The 17,137-nt window shown below is 46.2% G+C and carries 18 protein-coding genes and 1 tRNA gene; 9 read left to right on the top strand and 10 right to left on the bottom strand.

Features of this window, described 5'->3' with window-relative positions; translation table 11 throughout:
• The 5 genes from ACN0R1_RS16585 to ACN0R1_RS16565 form a co-directional block, all read left to right on the top strand.
• A partial coding sequence (locus ACN0R1_RS16585) for a hypothetical protein (RefSeq protein ID WP_417584876.1) occupies nucleotides 1-1,110 on the top strand: 1,110 nt, incomplete at its 5' end.
• 11 nt (nucleotides 1,111-1,121) lie between these two features.
• The gene (locus tag ACN0R1_RS16580) at nucleotides 1,122-1,442 is read left to right on the top strand and encodes a DUF2523 family protein (RefSeq protein WP_417584874.1); all 321 of its coding nucleotides are present in this window, start codon (nucleotides 1,122-1,124) and stop codon (nucleotides 1,440-1,442) included.
• Nucleotides 1,443-1,444: 2 nt separating this feature from the next.
• Nucleotides 1,445-2,620: a zonular occludens toxin domain-containing protein gene (locus tag ACN0R1_RS16575; RefSeq protein ID WP_417584872.1), complete on the top strand. Its 1,176-nt coding sequence runs from the start codon at nucleotides 1,445-1,447 to the stop codon at nucleotides 2,618-2,620.
• A 116-nt stretch (nucleotides 2,621-2,736) separates the two neighbouring features.
• Nucleotides 2,737-4,020, top strand: a complete 1,284-nt coding sequence (locus tag ACN0R1_RS16570) for a hypothetical protein (protein ID WP_417584870.1) — start codon at nucleotides 2,737-2,739, stop codon at nucleotides 4,018-4,020.
• A complete protein-coding gene (locus ACN0R1_RS16565; protein WP_417584868.1) occupies nucleotides 4,020-5,051 on the top strand; it encodes a tyrosine-type recombinase/integrase in 1,032 nt (343 codons plus the stop codon). Before ACN0R1_RS16570 ends, ACN0R1_RS16565 begins: the two co-directional genes overlap by 1 nt.
• A 36-nt stretch (nucleotides 5,052-5,087) precedes the next feature.
• Here the strand turns inward: ACN0R1_RS16565 and ACN0R1_RS16560 are convergent.
• The 4 genes from ACN0R1_RS16560 to ACN0R1_RS16545 all read right to left on the bottom strand — a co-directional run bounded on the left by ACN0R1_RS16560 (nucleotide 5,088) and on the right by ACN0R1_RS16545 (nucleotide 8,603).
• Nucleotides 5,088-5,163, bottom strand: a tRNA-Ala gene (locus tag ACN0R1_RS16560).
• Between the two features lie 98 nt (nucleotides 5,164-5,261).
• The gene (gene gltX / locus ACN0R1_RS16555; RefSeq protein WP_417584866.1) at nucleotides 5,262-6,767 is read right to left on the bottom strand and encodes a glutamate--tRNA ligase; all 1,506 of its coding nucleotides are present in this window, start codon (nucleotides 6,765-6,767) and stop codon (nucleotides 5,262-5,264) included.
• A gap of 341 nt (nucleotides 6,768-7,108) precedes the next feature.
• Nucleotides 7,109-8,071 carry an SLAC1 anion channel family protein gene (locus ACN0R1_RS16550; protein ID WP_417584864.1) on the bottom strand — a complete coding sequence of 321 codons (963 nt, stop codon included), beginning with the start codon at nucleotides 8,069-8,071 and terminating at the stop codon, nucleotides 7,109-7,111.
• Between the two features lie 82 nt (nucleotides 8,072-8,153).
• The gene (locus ACN0R1_RS16545; RefSeq protein ID WP_417584862.1) at nucleotides 8,154-8,603 is read right to left on the bottom strand and encodes a MarR family winged helix-turn-helix transcriptional regulator; all 450 of its coding nucleotides are present in this window, start codon (nucleotides 8,601-8,603) and stop codon (nucleotides 8,154-8,156) included.
• Nucleotides 8,604-8,747: 144 nt separating this feature from the next.
• Here ACN0R1_RS16545 and ACN0R1_RS16540 point away from each other — a divergent pair, with 144 nt between their 5' ends.
• On the top strand, nucleotides 8,748-9,164 hold the full coding sequence (locus tag ACN0R1_RS16540; RefSeq protein ID WP_417584860.1) for an organic hydroperoxide resistance protein: 417 nt from the start codon (nucleotides 8,748-8,750) through the stop codon (nucleotides 9,162-9,164).
• A gap of 13 nt (nucleotides 9,165-9,177) precedes the next feature.
• Here ACN0R1_RS16540 and ACN0R1_RS16535 read toward each other — a convergent pair whose 3' ends face one another.
• Together ACN0R1_RS16535 and ACN0R1_RS16530 are read right to left on the bottom strand one after the other, a co-directional pair.
• Nucleotides 9,178-9,858, bottom strand: a complete 681-nt coding sequence (locus ACN0R1_RS16535) for a DUF6498-containing protein (RefSeq protein WP_417584858.1) — start codon at nucleotides 9,856-9,858, stop codon at nucleotides 9,178-9,180.
• Nucleotides 9,859-9,913: 55 nt separating this feature from the next.
• Complete coding sequence (locus ACN0R1_RS16530) at nucleotides 9,914-10,606, bottom strand: tellurite resistance TerB family protein (protein WP_417584856.1); 693 nt, start codon at nucleotides 10,604-10,606, stop codon at nucleotides 9,914-9,916.
• 188 nt (nucleotides 10,607-10,794) lie between these two features.
• On the opposite strand from ACN0R1_RS16530, the gene ACN0R1_RS16525 reads away from it, so the two are divergent.
• On the top strand, nucleotides 10,795-11,832 hold the full coding sequence (locus tag ACN0R1_RS16525) for an NADP(H)-dependent aldo-keto reductase (protein ID WP_417584854.1): 1,038 nt from the start codon (nucleotides 10,795-10,797) through the stop codon (nucleotides 11,830-11,832).
• 237 nt (nucleotides 11,833-12,069) lie between these two features.
• Here ACN0R1_RS16525 and ACN0R1_RS16520 read toward each other — a convergent pair whose 3' ends face one another.
• A complete protein-coding gene (locus ACN0R1_RS16520) occupies nucleotides 12,070-12,945 on the bottom strand; it encodes an EamA family transporter (protein WP_417584852.1) in 876 nt (291 codons plus the stop codon).
• Nucleotides 12,946-13,079: 134 nt separating this feature from the next.
• Between ACN0R1_RS16520 and ACN0R1_RS16515 the strand changes: the two genes are divergently transcribed.
• Both ACN0R1_RS16515 and ACN0R1_RS16510 read left to right on the top strand, forming a co-directional pair.
• Nucleotides 13,080-13,736, top strand: coding sequence for a potassium channel family protein (locus tag ACN0R1_RS16515; RefSeq protein ID WP_417584850.1), 657 nt, complete (start codon nucleotides 13,080-13,082; stop codon nucleotides 13,734-13,736).
• A complete protein-coding gene (locus ACN0R1_RS16510; protein WP_417584848.1) occupies nucleotides 13,718-15,043 on the top strand; it encodes a TrkH family potassium uptake protein in 1,326 nt (441 codons plus the stop codon). Before ACN0R1_RS16515 ends, ACN0R1_RS16510 begins: the two co-directional genes overlap by 19 nt.
• On the opposite strand, the gene ACN0R1_RS16505 is transcribed toward ACN0R1_RS16510, so the two are convergent.
• The 3 genes from ACN0R1_RS16505 to ACN0R1_RS16495 form a co-directional block, all read right to left on the bottom strand.
• A complete protein-coding gene (locus ACN0R1_RS16505; protein WP_417584845.1) occupies nucleotides 15,040-15,714 on the bottom strand; it encodes a response regulator in 675 nt (224 codons plus the stop codon). The genes ACN0R1_RS16510 and ACN0R1_RS16505 overlap by 4 nt on opposite strands.
• A complete protein-coding gene (locus ACN0R1_RS16500; RefSeq protein ID WP_417584843.1) occupies nucleotides 15,707-16,795 on the bottom strand; it encodes a DUF4118 domain-containing protein in 1,089 nt (362 codons plus the stop codon). The genes ACN0R1_RS16505 and ACN0R1_RS16500 overlap by 8 nt, the downstream gene beginning before the upstream one ends.
• A gap of 103 nt (nucleotides 16,796-16,898) precedes the next feature.
• Nucleotides 16,899-17,090: a hypothetical protein gene (locus ACN0R1_RS16495; protein WP_417584841.1), complete on the bottom strand. Its 192-nt coding sequence runs from the start codon at nucleotides 17,088-17,090 to the stop codon at nucleotides 16,899-16,901.
• Nucleotides 17,091-17,137 lie beyond the last annotated feature (47 nt).

Here is a 17,137-nt window from a genome sequence, read left to right as displayed (position 1 = left end):
GGTTCTACTGGTGATCGTACTTTAATACCTTCGGGTTGTACTGCCGATTATTGCGTTCCTCCTGAGGTCCCTAACCATTGCCCTGATTCCGGTACTTTTGCTGGTTATATCAGTGCAGCATCTGCTGTTGGCACTAGCGCATCTTTAAATGGTTGTTCTGTTACACCCAATTACGTTGATGTTGAATGTAAATCGGATGCGTATGAAACGTTCCCTGATGGTTCTATATGTCGTCAAATACAGGGTTATCAATATACTGGTGATCTATCTCAATCCGGTGATGTTGAAATTAATCCTGATGATGTAACTGAAACTGATCCTCTGGAACCTGCTGGAGTTCGTCCTTCCACTTCTAATACAGATATTTTTCAAGATTCTGAAACACTTCCTGATGGTACTCAGGTCGACACAAAAACAACTACTACAACTGAAAATCGTGGCTCTGGTCATGTTGCTGAAGAGACAACAACAACTAAAACTCACAAGTTTTCGAATGGTATTACGTATACTGAAGTTACTATAGAAACAACTGTAACCGCACCTGATGGCTCTAAAACTGTCACAACTGAAATAAACACAACTTATACCGCAAATCCTGTTACAACTGTAAATATTACTAAACCGCTTGGTCCTGTCCATGAAACCAGTTCAAATCCTGTCAGCTCGTCTACGACTGTAACAAAAACCGAAACATATGATTCTGATGGTAACCAAACTGGCAGTAGTACAACGGCCAGCGGCTCTGGTGATGGTTTGGGTGAAGATGATGGAGAAGGTTCTGAATATTGTGATGAAAATCCAGATGCTCCTTCATGTATTGAATGGGCTCCTGAAGGTGAAGGGGGTAGTTTTGATATGGAAGGCTATGATGCTGAAATAGCTGAAGCAAAGCAAAATCTAACCGATCTTATAACTGATATTAAAGCAGAAATATCAGAACAATTTTATTTTGATGCTAATGGCTCTTCTTTGTCATGTGTTGCTTTCGTGAATTTTAATGGTATGTCAAAGCAATTTTGTTTATCTGATTATGCAAATCCACTGAGTAAAATTGCTCAGGCTATTTTATTGATTGCGTTAATTATCGCTTTAGTAGTTATTTTGAAATAATGAGGTGATACATGATTGAATTTTTTAATGCTGTATACGAATGGCTTAACAGTGGTATTTATGGATTTTTTACTGAACTATCAGCCTATTTTATAAAGCAGTCAGTTTTAGGTTATTTTCAGTTTTTATATGTCATGATCCCGTTTGCATGGGGTATTGCTCAATCTATTTTAAATGATCTGAACTTATCCTCTCACTTGAATTCTGCGTTTTCGTCTCTGGGCTCTGATGTTCTTGGATATCTCACATTTTTTAATATACCTGAGGCTTTGAATACTGTTATTTCTGCCTATGTCACTAAATTTGTTCTCAAATTCATTCCAGGTGTTTAACTATGTCGATTACTATTCATCATGGTGCTAATGGATCTTTTAAAACTGCAGGTGTTATTAATGATTATTTCATACCCGCAGCTTTAGAAGGTCGCACTGTTGTTACTAACATTCGCGGCGTTTCACGCTCCCGAACTTTGCTTAATTTGCCTGATGCTTCTGAAGATTTGGATGTTATTTATATAGACACTGATACCTCCGAAGGTCGTTGGAAGATTGCTACATGGTTCCATTGGGTTCCCCTCGGTGCCTTGCTTCTTTTTGATGAAGCTGGCGTTATGTTTCCTAAAATTTGGACTAAAACCGATACTGAAAAACTGAACTATCCAGGTGGTGTCGACGCTGCATCTGATGTTGGCCGCCCTTCCAATTGGGTTGAAGCTTGGGAAATGCATAGACATTTTAACTGGGATATTGTTTTAACGGCTCCGAATATTAAATCTATACGTGATGATATTCGTCAAACAACCGAGGGCGCTTATAAGCACAAAAACAAGGCTGTTCTCGGTCCATTATTTAAAGGTTATAAAGAGGGCTATCATGATGCTCAAAAAAACGGACAAAGCGCAACCGACTTTGACAATATCGTCGATAAACGGGTTACCAATACTTGTTTCAGACTCTACGACCCAACAAAAACCGGAAAAGCAAAAAATACGCTTAATGGTTTCAACCTTTTTAAATCGCCTCGTGTCTTATTCCCGATGGTGGTTGCCCTCGGCGCTTTTTCCTTCGCTATTGGTAACGGAGGATACCAATTGCTATTCGAAAAAGCCGATTTATCAAAAATTGAAAACCTTGATGCTGAAATTAGCGATACTTCTGTTCCTGCCGATCAAGCAACTAATTCGCCTGGTGAGATGGATAGCTATCAAAGTCTTGCTGAGGCTTTCAATTCTCTTGCTGATAATGTGGACGATATCCCAAGTAATCAGGCTGGTAACATAACAATGGGCCCCTTGCAGGGCTCTGTCGTTTACATCGCTGGTGATATCCAAACCGAGAAAAGCCGGCATTATGCATTTCATTTTGTTTTTCCCGATCAAACCAAGGTGTACACGAGCCAAGATTTACTCGATATCGGCTACAAAGTCACATCTAACGGCAGTTGTTCTGCCGATATTCACTATAGCAATCAAAAAATGCCCGTTACGTGTGTTTACATTGCGCGCCGTTAGCAGCGATCGGAGGAGCAGCGAAAGGCGCGCAATGTAATTTTGATTTCAGACGTCCCTGTAGCACGTCTTTAAACTTGTAGAGAAACGTTCCGTTAGACAACTGTTAGGTACTCGTTATGGCAACCGCACTTGATCAACTCAGAGTCAATTTTGATGGTAAAGAAGATAGCCGGGGTCGCTTGTTTGTTTGTCAAAAAACAGCGGCTATTTCGGATCTGACCAAGGTCCGTATACTGCACACTGGTGTTGATACTGTCAGGCAGCTTTACCGTGGCAAGCTCCGACCAGGTCTCCTGGACACGCTAGCTGACACTGTTGGCCATGTTTCGCTTTTTGGAAAGGTTTGGTATGCCGGTCGTGTCGGTCGAGATTCCGGATACCAATACAAGCTTCAAAATCTGGACCTCGGTTTGATCTTGCTCCTGAAAAATTTCAATGCAAAACCTGATGTTGTTGGGCCCCATCTAAAAATCGAAGTCTCTCCCCACTTGATACAGAGTCAAAGCCCTGAGGATCTGCAAAAGCTCCTAGATTTGTTTGCAAATCAAGTGCTTGACGAATGCACACCGAACCAATGTGCTGTGCATATTGCTGTTGATATACAGGGGTACAGTTTACCCAGGGATCTAGTTTCGCGTATGCAATGCCGTTCAAAGGCACAACGTGAATTTTCCACTGTTGAGCGCATTGAATTTGATGATAAAGCGGCTGTTTACGGTCGTGGTCAGTCATTTCTATGGGGTGCTGCTTCCGGTCTACAGCTCGCAATTTACAACAAAACTGCTCAGGCAAAAGCCATTGATAAACTGGACTACTGGCAGAACATCTGGCGCTCACATGATAATCCGTTTGATGATGCTGATCCGCTTAACTACGATCCTGAACAACCGGTTTTACGTATTGAACTGCGCTTTCATCACTCTGTCATTGAACAGTTTGCCCAGGGCTCTGTAAACATCAACACAGGTGAGGTTATTGATACTCATACCTTTGCTGACCTTGTTCCTCATTTAACCGCTATATGGCGTTATGGCCTGACTAATTTCAAGCTCCTTGACTCACAGACCAGCTATAACGCCCTCTGGACGTTTCTCCGTCAGGATATCAACGTGACTATTCCCCCTGACTTAACGCCTGATTATTTTGAATATAAACGCAATTATAAAACCGCTTCGGGCTTTTCCGGTAAAAATGTCGAGTTGTTCATGGGTAACATGATCAGCTTGCTGGCCCGTGAGGGTGTAGGCGCAAAAAAGGCTTTTCAACGCCTCCAGGAATGGGAGTGTTGGACAGTGATCAAGGATCACTTCGAGTCTAAAGGTAAAAATGAGCGCGATATCTACAACTGGATCAGGGATAAACTGACTGAACGAACTATCAGATGGGGCGTTGCTGTCTGATGATAACTCAGAAACCTAATGGCCGATGGTTAGCTGATATAGAACCTATCAAGGGCAAACGTTTTCGTAAAACCTTTAAAACTAAAGCTGAAGCTCTACGTTTTGAGTCGTTGTGTAGAACCCGTCTTATTACCGATAGTGACTGGAATCCTCGCCCAAAGGACCGACAGACTTTTACTGACCTAATTCAACTATGGTTTGATGTTCACGGTCATACGCTACGTGATGCTGCTGCACGTCTTCGAAAACTGAATTACTTAGCGGCTGCACTGTCAGATCCGGTTGCCTCAACTTTTGATCCTACTGACTTTAACCGTTACCGCAAACAGCGCCTTGAGTCCGGTATCTCTCCAAAAACACTGAATAATGAATTGGGTTATATCAATTCTGTGTTCAATGAGCTGCACGCCCTGGGCAAGATAAAATTCCAAACTCCGCTGTCCTCTGTCAAACCGCTACGCTTACAACAACAGGAACTATCGTATTTAACACTTGATCAAATAACTGAGCTGCTGGATGCAATTCGCAATCGTCACTACAGTTCTAATTCTCATATGCTTATGATTGTCTTTATCTGCCTGGCAACTGGAGCAAGATGGTCTGAGGCTGTTAATCTCCGCCCTACTGCATTACGAAACGCTTCTATCACTTACAGTCAAACCAAATCCGGTAAGCTTCGCACTGTGCCCATTGATAAAAGTCTTTTTTTGCAAATTCATGAACACTGGAAACGTTTTGGTTTTTTTAGCTGCTCTATCACCAGTTTTCGCCGTGCTATGGCTGCCACTAACATTCAGTTACCAAAGGGCCAGGCTTCGCATGTTCTTCGACATACGTTTGCTAGTCATTTTATGATGAATGGCGGTAATATTTTGACCCTTCAGAAGATACTCGGCCACTCTTCAGTGAACATGACTATGCGCTATGCTCACCTGTCGCCTGATCATTTGCAGGACGCTATAAAGTACGGTCCATTGTCGAGAGTCGTCGATTCTTCGACACGTTTAGATAAGCCTGATTTTCAGGCATAAAAAAACCTTCAAAATGAAGGCTTTAATAAAAATGTATGGTGGAGTCTAGGGGGATCGAACCCCTGACCTCGACGCTGCCAGCGTCGCGCTCTCCCAGCTGAGCTAAGACCCCATGTCGGTAGGACGGGGCGTATCATAAGATTGCCGCCGTCCTATGTCAACAGGCTTTTGCAGAATTTTCATCTGCTTAGAGTATTCTACCCGCTTAGGTCACTCAGCCGAGCCTGAATTATTGTTTTCCAGGGCTGCAAACTCCTTTTCCCAGCGCTTGGCTTCTTTCTTGGATGGGCTACCCAACTGATCCAATGCAAAGCGAACGCGGGCACGGCTCATATCGGGTCCAAGAATCTGCATGGAATCAATCACAGACACACTCTGCGCGGTGCCGGATATAGCAACGAACAGCGGAAACAGGAAGTCGCGAATTTTGTAACCCATGTTTTCAGACAGGTTTTTCATCCCGGCAAACAGCGCATCTTTATGCCAATCGTTCTGCTTATCCAGATACCAGGAGGCAAACTGCAGAATGCGGCGGCAGTCTTCTTGTGTCAGGGATTTGTGCTCGAAGCTGCCAGCATCCACCGGCAACATCCCGGATAAGAAAAAGCCTGCCAGGGGTGCAACATCCGAGAATTTTTCCACCCGCTGCTGGATCAGTGGCACGATCTGCATCAGATACTCAGGGTTCAGCGCCCATTTCTGAAATTCAGTGGCAAAGGCATCGACCGACAGCTCTTCACGAATCCACACGCCATTCAACCAACTGAGTTTTTCCTGATCAAACACCGGACCACCCAGTGAGACACGTGTCAGATCGAAATGACTGAACATTTCTTCACGGTTGAATTTTTCCCGTTCATCCGGCATGGACCAACCCATGCGACCAAGATAGTTCAACAAAGCTTCAGGCAGATAACCCATGCGCTGATAGTACAGAATACTGGTTGGATTCTTGCGTTTGGACAGTTTGGACTTGTCAGGATTACGCAGCAGGGGCATATGGCACAGCTGAGGCATTTCCCAGCCAAAGTACTGATACAGCAGCTTGTGCTTAGGTGCTGAGTTGATCCACTCCTCACCACGAATGACATGGGTAATCTCCATCAGATGATCATCAACGATGTTGGCCAAATGGTAGGTTGGCATGCCATCTGATTTTAGTAGAATCTGGGCATCCACCTGCCCCCAGTCCAGCTCCATCGGACCACGCAGCATATCATCGATAACACAAATACCTGTCTCTGGCACCCGCATTCTGACCACAAACGGCATACCGGCCGCACGGCGTCTTTCCGCTTCTTCAGCGGGTAGCTCCAGATCACCCTGTTTCAAGGCGGTGTGCTGACCACTGGCACGGCGTGACTCACGCAACTCATTCAGCTCGTCAGGGGTACGGAAACACAGAAACGCATGCCCCTTTTCCACCAGACGCATGGCGTAGTCTTTATAGATGTGTTTGCGCTCGCTTTGACGATAAGGACCATGTGGACCACCAACATCCGGACCCTCATCCCATTCCAAGCCCAGCCAGCGCAGTGAGTCGAGAATAGCCTGTTCCGATTCAGCCGTACTGCGGGTCTGATCCGTATCTTCAATACGCAAGATAAACTGTCCGCCATGCTGACGTGCAAAAGCCAGGTTAAACAAAGCGATATAAGCGGTTCCGACGTGAGGATCACCCGTAGGTGATGGCGCGACCCGGGTACGAACTGTCATAGAATGCGGTCTCTGTAGCTGGTTAAATAAAAACGTCATTATAGCCCGACAGCGAAGCTCGGGGCTATGCCACAACCTTGAACCATAACAAAGCATATTCACTGAATTCTGCACCATCAATGAGCATAAAACTCACTAAGATTTTTTCAAAACAGCCTTTAAATAACCATATGCTATTGTTTTAAAACAAATTAAAAAAAGTGGCACGTCTTGTGCTTTAGTATAAGTAAGATTTGCCGAACCAACCGGCTAAGCAAATCGCCTTTTTTCGCACTCGAGGGGCACTGCGAGACCGCCGCATCTTAGGATGCGGCGTTTTTTTTGTCTTTTTCAACCCGTCTTCAGCCTTCAGGCTGAAACAATTTCCCACTAATAACGCCTTGCAGGGTTCTGAGCAGTAACAGGCCAATTAACAAGGTCACGAATCCCAGCGACAGGTAAGATAGCACCAGAAAGAACCATCCGCCTTGTTTCTCAAGCATAATTTGCGTGGCAATAGAGAACGCCGCCAAGGGAAAAGAGTAAGCCCACCAGGACAGGAAAAATGGGATCTTGGTAAAATAGCGCACTTGGACTAACAGCAACAACACTAGAAACAACGCACTGAAGTAGAGAATTCGCGCAAAACCATCCAGCACTCCTCCCTGCAACTGCATATAGGCGATAAATCCCACGGCAGGAGGCGCAATCAAAATAAACAGTGTGGGTAACAGCTTTTCGGGAATCGGGTCATGGAAAATGATTCGGTTGAATATTAATACCTTAAGCACAATCCAATAAACCAGCCCGATGGCAAAGAAAAACCAACTCGCTTCGACGTAACCGTGCTGCACTCCGGCAATCGGTACCAGGATATTCCCCACCACCGGAATAAACCACGCCGGGGTACTGTGCTGAATGGTGAAACGTGTCTGGTGCATCCACTGGGTAATGACATACAGGCTAAACAGCAAGTGCAAGCTCGCACCCAGTAACCAAACCACTTTTGATAGGCCCGTTGAAACAGGCAACAAAGCTGTCGCCAGCAGAATCAGGCTGATGGAAAAGGTCGGGAAGAAACTGATTTTAATTGGATGACTGATTTCAACCTTAACCGCTTCAGGGAAGCGAAGTATCTTGGTCAGATAGAAAGCGCTAATAACCAAAAACAACGCCACCGAGACCAGTAACAGTACCTGGCTAATCCAGACAGGCATATGCAGAAATACATGAGCTCTATGCCAACTCAGGGTTAACCCACCCAATCCCATGATCATTGCGAATAACGTAACCGGAAAATGCTGAAGAAAACTCGGCTTCTCCATCTGAACACCCCTGTTAATTAGAAATAACTAATATTAACACAGTATCCAGTTAGCGGGTACAGAGTTCACAGCTATTTCAGGGTTATGCCTTGTTTAATTGTTCCGCTTCACGGATCTTTTTTTGCAGTTCCCATGCTTGCTCACGCAAGGCAATAAATGTCTCATCCGCAACATCAACCTGGCAGCGTAATGCCTGCATCACCCCGGCTACCTCGCTTTCCAGTTTTTTTCCTTTTGCTGTCAGTACCACCCGTTTAACACGCTCATCAGAAGGATCAGGCTCACGCTGCAACCAGGCTTTCTGTTCCAGCTTTTTCACCAAAGGTGTCAGCGTTCCTGAATCAAACAGCGTCTTGCCACCCAACTGCCCTAATGTCACACCATCCTCCTGCCATAAGGCCAACAGAATTACATACTGAGGATAGGTAAGATCAAAAGGCTGCAACAGCGGCCGATACAAGCGCATCAGTGCATTGTTGGCACTATAGAGTGCAAAACAAACCTGCTGATCAAGCGGCTGCGTTTTTTCCATTGGTTTACCTGTCATGAAACTTTGATTAAGTCACTCACTGTACCAAAAAAGCTTACACACATAAATTAGTTCACGAAAGTATCTTGCATACAATACTTATTAAAGGTAACATTGACCTCTCTTAATCAACTAAAGGAAAGACCCATGAATCTTCTCTACACAGCCAGCGTTACAGCAACCGGCGGACGCGATGGACAAGCAATTTCCGATGACGGTCTATTACAGGTGAAACTGGCCGCTCCTAAAGCCTTAGGGGGTCAGGGTGACGCTACTAATCCAGAGCAGTTATTTGCTGCCGGTTATGCGGCTTGCTTTATTGGGGCGATGAAATTCGTTGCTCAACAGAAAAAACTTCCACTACCTGATGACCTGAGCCTTAGAGCAGAAGTCGGTATTGGAAAAATTGACGGAGGATTTGGGCTGGATGTGGACCTGTTCGTGACGCTTCCCGGTATGGACCAAACTACCGCTCAAGCGCTAATTGATGCAGCACATTTGGTCTGCCCTTACTCAAATGCTACCCGCAACAACCTGGATGTACGCTTACATTTGACTGTATAAGATCACCAGCCGGTTATGGCGATGGGACGTCTCCCCTCGCCGTTTTTTGTCGTTTGCGATGGCTGCGCTGATGTTCAAACAGATCAAGAGCTGTTTTCATTACAACCAGTAATATTAATGCAGGAACTGCAGAAGCCAGATCACCGACGAAAACGAAAAAACCACCGGCAAGGATGGCAACATGCAGGATAACGATGCGGCCATAGGGGTCAAACATGATCGAAGCCACTTTGCGTCCAGCATCTTCTTTACCGATAAAGTGATGCGTAACAGTAGAAATGCCGTGGCTGATAATAAAAGATAGCAGTGGTAGAAAAAGCAAGCCTGGATAGCGTTCAGCAATCATACTCAACACCCCCTGAATCATCACCAGTGGCAGAAACAACGCCAAAGAATCCTCTTGGCCAAAGCCTGAAAATGATTCCATCTCCTCCAGCCCACCATTTGATAACATCAGCACGAACGTGCCATGCCCGGCACAGAACATGCCATAGTGAAATAAAAAAAACAGGCTAATAAAAATTGCCTTGGGGCCACCATTATGCAACATGCGAACCAAGGTATAGCCACCAATCACCAGATTCTCCAGCCAATATAGCAATAGCAGTGCCCCGGCATCCCAATCAAAAAATAACACTCCGAAGAGTGGAATCAGATTGGCAAGTATCAACGCCTTAACGGGTAGTGTCAGCATGGTAGGCAGCAACGGATACTGTATTAGTTAGTTGGGATGTGTATGTTGATTGTATTCACTCCCCCGTAACCTGGTGATCAAGATGCGCAACCAAATCAGCAGGAAGATTCAATCGATGAGCCAGGGCTTGCAGATAAGCCCTTTCAGCAGGATGATCACCATCAGCGACCAGGCGTGAAACCAAGTAGACTTCTGATGCCTGCTCCACCCCTTGAACACTGGATGCCAGTTCCTCCAGACTAGGGGGACGTCTCAGGGTATCGAACACCAATGCCTTGCTTTCTGAATCCAGTGATAGCTTTTCAACATGATCAAAAATTACGCTCTGCTCACCCGCATCAATATGACCATCGGCATTTGCTGCCGCAATCATGGCTGTAATCAATGTTAATGCAAAATTGTTGGCGGTGTTCTGATCCACCGGCGGCAGAAAGCGAGGATCAACCTGCTTCAGATCATTTTGAGTAGCGACCGGTGCTGTAGCTACCTGCTTACCCTCCTGCCAATTTTGATAGGCCTTGAAAGCCAAAGCACCCGCTGCCGCAGCGCCACCATAGCCCACCAATCCACCTGCCATTTTCCGGGCTTTTTTATTGCCAACCAGCAGCCCAATCAATCCACCGGCTACAGCTCCACCGGTAAAATTTCCACCGGGTATATTCATTCCACTAGATGCTTTCTCTTGCTGACTGCTGTCAGAAGCTGAATTTCCCATAAACTGCTCAAGAAACTTGGTTGCATTGAACATAACGTCTGACTCCTGGTCATAAAATATTTGTATATTAACGTACTAATTTAGATTCAAGATCAGCTGATCGCTGTGTTAATGACAACAAAAATGAACAGCGGTTTCCTCATTAATCTATGCCAAAACTGCAAATGAGTAAAATAAACTATACTTTAATGCAACAATTTAACCAGATATAAGAAGGTGTTATGCAATATAGACCGCTTGGAAAAACCGACCTGTCCCTTTCGGCACTGACACTGGGAACCATGACCTGGGGCGAGCAAAACAGCGAGCAGGAAGCACATGCCCAGATAGATATGGCATTGGATGCGGGAATCAATTGCCTGGATGCTGCAGAAATGTATCCAGTGCCACCCAAGGCGGATACGCAGGGTCGCACTGAAGCCTACATCGGTTCCTGGCTGGCAAGCAAACAGCAACGGGATCGTGTGATCATTGCCACCAAAATCACTGGCCCAGGTGAAAGCTTTCACTACCTGCGCAACGGTACTCGACTCAACCGTGAGCAAATCATGGCCGCTGCCGAGTCCAGCTTGAAGCGTCTACAAACAGACTATATCGATCTGTATCAAATCCACTGGCCAGAGCGACAAACTAACTTTTTCGGTAAACTGGGTTACCGCCATGAACAGGATGAACAGGCCGTACCTATAGAAGAGACTCTTCGGGCTTGCGAAGCACTGGTCAGCAGTGGCAAGGTACGTCACATCGGCATTTCTAATGAAACGCCATGGGGATTACACGAATACTTGCGACTCAGCGAGGTACATGACCTGCCTAGAGTGGTTTCGGTGCAGAACCCTTACAACCTGCTGAACAGAACCTATGAAGTAGGACTGGCAGAAATGTCCATCCGTGAACAGGTCGGCTTGTTGGCTTACTCTCCGCTGGCCTTTGGCGTGCTAAGCGGCAAATATCTGGGTGGACAACGTCCTACTGGCGCACGCCTGACACTCTACGAACGCTTCCAACGTTACACCTCTCCCCTGGCTGATAAAGTCACTGCGGCGTATGTTGAGCTGGCACACCAACACAACCTCAATCCAACCCAGATGGCGCTGGCCTTTGTCACTCACCAGCCGTTTGTCACCAGTAACATCATCGGTGCTACATCACTTGAGCAGTTGCAGGAAAACATCGACTCCAGTGAAATCCAGCTAAGTGACGAACTCCTCAACGCCATCGAGCACATCCATACCCAACACCCCAACCCTTGTCCCTAAAACAGAAAAGGGGTCAGTACCCTTTTTTATCTTTGGCTTTGCCGAGTGCGGTTAAAAAAGCCTAAAAGGGTACTGAGCTTCCCCAAATAAAACGGACGGGTTAATTAGATGGCTGATTAAACGTGTCCGTAAACTAGGGGAGGTTCATACTGAGCTTCACCTAATAAAACGGACGAGTAAATTAAGAGGCTGATTAAAAGCATCTGTTAAACTAGGGGAGGTTCATACTGAGCCCTTTTAGGCGATGATGACGCAGAGGGCGCCTATTACAATTAGGAACAGGCCGATCAGATCCCGACGGCTCAGGGACTCACGGAACCAGCGGGCAGAAATGATCAGGGTAAACAGGATTTCGATTTGCCCCAGGGTTTTGACCAGTGCAACGGTTTCCAGGCTCATTGCGGTAAACCAGCCTAGTGAACCGAAGAAACTGCACAGGCTGATCGCACCAGTCAGCCGAGGGCGCTGCCATAAGGCTGATAAGGTAGTGGGTTCACGAATAACGACCCAACACAGCAACATAATTGTCTGTGCCAGGATCACGCACAAAAGCACCCAGGCGGCACTGTGTAGAAATGGCAGGCCCAGCATCAAACTTGCCTCGCGTACCAGAAGCGTCGTCAACGCAAAACACAGGCCGCTACCCAATCCGGTTAGCAGCGTTGGTAACGAAACCGCTTTAAGACTGGCGGGATTCGCCATCAACCAGATAGCTAATCCTCCAATCAGTACCCCCAGCCAGGCCAGCGGCGTTAGTAATGCACTGAAAAACAGCGCGCCCAGTACGGCGGCAATCACGGCCTCACTTTTTGCTAGCCCTACCCCTATGGCATAATTACGCAATCGAAACAGCATCACCATCAATACAGTGGCGGCAATCTGTGCCAGCGACGCCAGCAAAATCAATAGCCAGTAGTGCTGATTAAACACAGGTAACTCGGCCTCACCCCAATGGTAAAGCAGCAGCAAATAGACAGCGGCCAATGGCCCTGCATAAATAAAGCGCGCCAGTGTCACTCCGACACTGCTAACTTCCTGGCTTAAATGTTTCTGAAACGCATTGCGCCAAGCCTGCATAAAGGCCGCAAAGAGTGTAAAGGGTATCCAAAGCATGGTAATAAAAGATTCCTGCAGCGTATCAACACATTATTTTACGCGTTTGTTACACCTTCATGTTGTTTTGAAACAGACTTTTAGCAACGTTATTGCATAAACTATTTTTAGTCTATCAATAAAGGTCTAAAGACATGAAACGCAATCGCATAGCGGTTATAGGGCTCGGTCGTTTTGGTCACTCATTAGCTATCGAAGCCCAGAAAAATGGTATTGAAGTCTTGGCTATTGATCGCCATGAATCACTGGTAAACGATATTGCTGACCAAGTCAGTGAAGCCATGATAGCAGATTGCACCAACCCTAAAGCTATTGCTGCGGTCGACTGGCAACAGTTTTCCACTGTTATTGTTGCCATCGGCAGTGATATCAAAAATAGCATGATGGCCGTCATTCACCTGCAGGAGGCCGGTGTACAGAATCTCTGGTGCAAGGTGCAAGACCGCTATCACGCGGCGCTGGTATCCCGGATGGGTGTGCAAAAGGTGATCAGTCCTGAGGAGGAGATGGGACGCCGGGCAGGCAGGTCTCTGAGGCATCCTGACATACTGCAGCAGATGCCGCTCACCGATAATCAGTACGTTGCAGAAATAAAAATCATGAATATCGTTGAGCAACGTTCTTTTCTATCCACATTAAAATCGCAAGATCTGACACTACTCGCGCTTAAACTAAAAAAGCAGTCACAATTCGAATTGCCACGTGAGATGCCCAACCGCTTTCACCCTGGTGACAAGGTGCTAGTCATGAGCCGCACGCGTGAGGGATTTACATGGCCATCTCTACTGTAGTCAGCCGCCATCGCTTCTGGGGATCGGCTGGCGGAACGCTGCTGGTATTTTTTGTTGGCGGCTCCTTGATCGGTACCTTGCTGCTATGGCTGCCATTGAGTCAGACTCATAATGCTGATCTTATTGATCTGCTTTTTACCGCCGCTTCGGCAATCACTGTGACTGGATTGGTTACGCTTGATACAGGATCAGACTTCAGTCCATTAGGCCAGTTAGTGATTGCCTTACTCATCCAGGCTGGCGGTATAGGATATATGCTGACAGGAACCTTGCTGTTACTGGGTAGAAGCCATTTTGTCTCGTTACGGCAACAGTCCACGATGGGTGTATCATCACAGATAAGCGAAGGTGTTTCCCTGTTTGCCCTGGTTCGCTTTGTGATTCTGTTCAGCTTGGTCACAGTTTTATTAACCAGCGTGTTGCTGGCACTTTTTTGGATTCCTGAGTTCGGTTGGGTGAAAGGCATAGGTCATTCACTATTCCATGCCGTATCAGCATTTAATAACGCCGGTTTTGCGCTGTTTTCCAATTCGCTTGTGGGTGTTGCTGGAGGCAATCTAGTCATCTGGATTCATGCAATGGCCTTTATCATTGGTGGTATAGGTTTTATTGTAATTTATGAAATTTTCACACCTAAAAAGCGCTTGAGCATTCATAGCCGTCTGATGATTTATGGCACACTGGTGCTGTTAACATTAGGTTCTGCCGCCCTATTGGTGTTTGAACAGAACACATCGAGTCTGGGTACCGGCTTTGATCGGTTAACGGCCGCTTTTTTTCAAACCGCTACTACACGCACCGCAGGATTCAACTCCATAGATCTGAATGAAATGAGCCATGCCAGTCATGTGTTCATGATGATTAACATGGTCATAGGTGCCGGGCCAGGCTCCACCGCTGGCGGCATTCGGCTGACCACCTTCATCCTGTTGCTAACCGGACTGTTTGCAGTACTGCAAGGCCGGGAATCTACGCGACTGATGGGACGTACTCTGGATGTCGAGCACCTGCTTCGCGCATCAGGAATCCTTATTCTGACCCTGACCTTACTGACGGTAATCTGCCTTCTGTTGTTGGTATTTGAACCTGAACAGGAGCCTTTGATGGTTATTTTTGAGGCTGTTTCAGCCTTGGGCACCGTTGGCCTGTCATTGGGGCTGACTGGTGAGATGAATCCCTACTCGAAGCTTTTAATCATCGTTGTTATGTTGATCGGAAAAATATCTCCGGTGATGCTTTTCACCGCCCTGGCCAATCGACCGGAGAAACCTGTTCGCTATGCAGGGGGTCGTGTTGCATTGGGTTAATCCTCAACAATCAAGCGATACCCGACTCCAGGTAGGGTTTCAATCAGGCTGGGTTGATTGGCATCTTCACCCAGCCTTGCTCGAAGACGCGCAATCAGTATTCTCAGGTAATGCGTATCTTGCAGATGACTTTGCCCCCATATACGCTGCATTAACTGTGTTTGAGTGATGACCTTACCTGCATTTTCAGTCAACTGGCACAACAGGGCGTATTCCTTCCTGGATAAACGTATCTCACGCCCCTGATATGTCACACTGCGGGATAGATAATCAACACTCAGTCCACGGTGACTGTAGTCAGTCAGCACTTCGGGTCGCAAGCGTAACTGAATCCTGATTCGCGCCAACAACTCTTGCACACCAAAAGGTTTCACCACGTAATCATTAGCACCGTTATCCAGTGCTCTGACTTTATCAGATTCATGATTTCTGACAGACAGAATAATGACCGGGACCTGGCTGAATTCGCGAATGGCAAGCAATACATTCTGACCATCCAAATCCGGCAAACCCAAATCCAGAATCACCAGATCAGGAGACCCCAACGCAACTTGAGCAACAGCCTCTTTACCTGTTTTTGCCACGATCAAGTCATACCCTTGCGATCTCAAGCTGATACTTAAAAATTTTATAATCTGTGCTTCGTCATCCACGATTAATATTTTAGACATGTTCGCTTGACTCACTCAATGGCAGCATCACCCGCATGCAAGTTCCTGACTCCATATTTAATGGATCTAATATCAACAATTTTCCACCATGCGCACCAATCATACCCTTGGCTATTGCCAAGCCCAGTCCTTCACCGGCTTGATGCTGATCGCCTCGTCCCAACGTATCAAAAAAATCAAATGCGTTATCACGCAACTCTTCAGCAATACCAGGACCCTTATCTACTATATCAATCACCAACCACGGCTCCTCGGTGTGGCAGGTGATTATCACTTCGCCCCCTGGTGGAGAAAACTTAACGGCATTTTCGGTCAAATTATAGAGTGCTTGCTCGATCAGTGCGGGATGCACTTCAATCTCAGGCAGTTGTAATGGACAGCGCACTATCAATTGCGCATCGGCAAAGGTTTTCACCACACGCGTTCGAAGCACATGCAGCACTTCTTCAATTGATATTTTCTGGCGATCTATGGATAAATCACCATAACCCAGTCGCGTCATATCAAGCAGGTTCTGTATATAGCGCTCCAGACGTTGTGCTTCAGACATGACCGATTCCAGTAATGCCTGTTTGTCAGCCTCCGTCAAACTCTCTTTCAATTCGATCAAAGAGGAGGTTGCACCAATCATCGTGACTAAAGGTGTTTTCAAATCATGGGACAGAGAGCTCATCAATGAGGTCCGCAATACTTCGCGCTCTTTTTCAATCTGCGTAAGCTGAAGAGCTTTCTGGATTTCCGCTTCGTCCTCAGTACGCTTTCGAAGTTGCTGAGTTTGGTGGCCAATCATAATAGCCACCAGGAAAAAAACAGCCGCCGACAGAACATCCTCGCCATGATCCATTAACAAGGTAAACTGAGGGGCTGTAAAGAGATAATTGAAACAGATAAGACTGACCGTTGCCGTTACAACACCCAGCAACTGTCCATATTTTACCGCAACCAATAACACACACGACAACAGTAACAGCAGTGTGATGTGATGATGAAATTCTGCAAATAACAGTAACAATACTGACAAAGCTAAGGGCAGCAACACAGCCGTTAGCCATTGATAGATATTTTCAGGTCCAGAAAACATACGCTGTATCTCTATATTTGATAGACAATTAGACAGTCTCAATCAACACCTGCCATTGGGGATGGCATTGGCCTTCATCAACCAACTACCCTTTTGAGACTGTTTATTCTTGAGCCAGCCCAACTAGGGTGATACTAGCCCAACTGCGGCTATCAAGATAATAGCGATTCAATTTAATAATCGTCTGATCATTCAGGGTTCTCAGGTTAGCTTTTTCAAACGCAATAACCAGTTTCAGAATTTTTCCTAACTGACCACTTTGCTCAGTCAATACGGCTTTGACTGGGGAGCTCAATGGTATCTGCTGGCAGATCTCATCTAGACCCAGGCTTCAAAACTCCC

It is taken from the genome of Nitrincola sp. (genome assembly GCF_048264025.1).
GTDB lineage: Bacteria > Pseudomonadota > Gammaproteobacteria > Pseudomonadales > Balneatricaceae > Nitrincola.
Note: the sequence above shows the minus strand (reverse complement) of the source record. Positions and strands in the feature narration are given on the sequence as shown.

Excerpts from the sequence above, each read along its gene's own strand:
- ACN0R1_RS16525 (WP_417584854.1), top strand. The coding sequence starts at position 10,795 with ATGCAATATAGACCGCTTGGAAAAACCGACCTGTCCCTTTCGGCACTG.
- ACN0R1_RS16510 (WP_417584848.1), top strand. The coding sequence starts at position 13,718 with ATGGCCATCTCTACTGTAGTCAGCCGCCATCGCTTCTGGGGATCGGCT.
- ACN0R1_RS16575 (WP_417584872.1), top strand. The coding sequence starts at position 1,445 with ATGTCGATTACTATTCATCATGGTGCTAATGGATCTTTTAAAACTGCA.
- gltX (WP_417584866.1), bottom strand. The coding sequence starts at position 6,767 with ATGACAGTTCGTACCCGGGTCGCGCCATCACCTACGGGTGATCCTCAC.
- ACN0R1_RS16570 (WP_417584870.1), top strand. The coding sequence starts at position 2,737 with ATGGCAACCGCACTTGATCAACTCAGAGTCAATTTTGATGGTAAAGAA.
- ACN0R1_RS16580 (WP_417584874.1), top strand. The coding sequence starts at position 1,122 with ATGATTGAATTTTTTAATGCTGTATACGAATGGCTTAACAGTGGTATT.
- ACN0R1_RS16535 (WP_417584858.1), bottom strand. The coding sequence starts at position 9,858 with ATGCTGACACTACCCGTTAAGGCGTTGATACTTGCCAATCTGATTCCA.
- ACN0R1_RS16540 (WP_417584860.1), top strand. The coding sequence starts at position 8,748 with ATGAATCTTCTCTACACAGCCAGCGTTACAGCAACCGGCGGACGCGAT.
- ACN0R1_RS16545 (WP_417584862.1), bottom strand. The coding sequence starts at position 8,603 with ATGGAAAAAACGCAGCCGCTTGATCAGCAGGTTTGTTTTGCACTCTAT.
- ACN0R1_RS16520 (WP_417584852.1), bottom strand. The coding sequence starts at position 12,945 with ATGCTTTGGATACCCTTTACACTCTTTGCGGCCTTTATGCAGGCTTGG.
- ACN0R1_RS16515 (WP_417584850.1), top strand. The coding sequence starts at position 13,080 with ATGAAACGCAATCGCATAGCGGTTATAGGGCTCGGTCGTTTTGGTCAC.
- ACN0R1_RS16550 (WP_417584864.1), bottom strand. The coding sequence starts at position 8,071 with ATGGAGAAGCCGAGTTTTCTTCAGCATTTTCCGGTTACGTTATTCGCA.
- ACN0R1_RS16505 (WP_417584845.1), bottom strand. The coding sequence starts at position 15,714 with ATGTCTAAAATATTAATCGTGGATGACGAAGCACAGATTATAAAATTT.
- ACN0R1_RS16530 (WP_417584856.1), bottom strand. The coding sequence starts at position 10,606 with ATGTTCAATGCAACCAAGTTTCTTGAGCAGTTTATGGGAAATTCAGCT.
- ACN0R1_RS16565 (WP_417584868.1), top strand. The coding sequence starts at position 4,020 with ATGATAACTCAGAAACCTAATGGCCGATGGTTAGCTGATATAGAACCT.
- ACN0R1_RS16500 (WP_417584843.1), bottom strand. The coding sequence starts at position 16,795 with ATGTTTTCTGGACCTGAAAATATCTATCAATGGCTAACGGCTGTGTTG.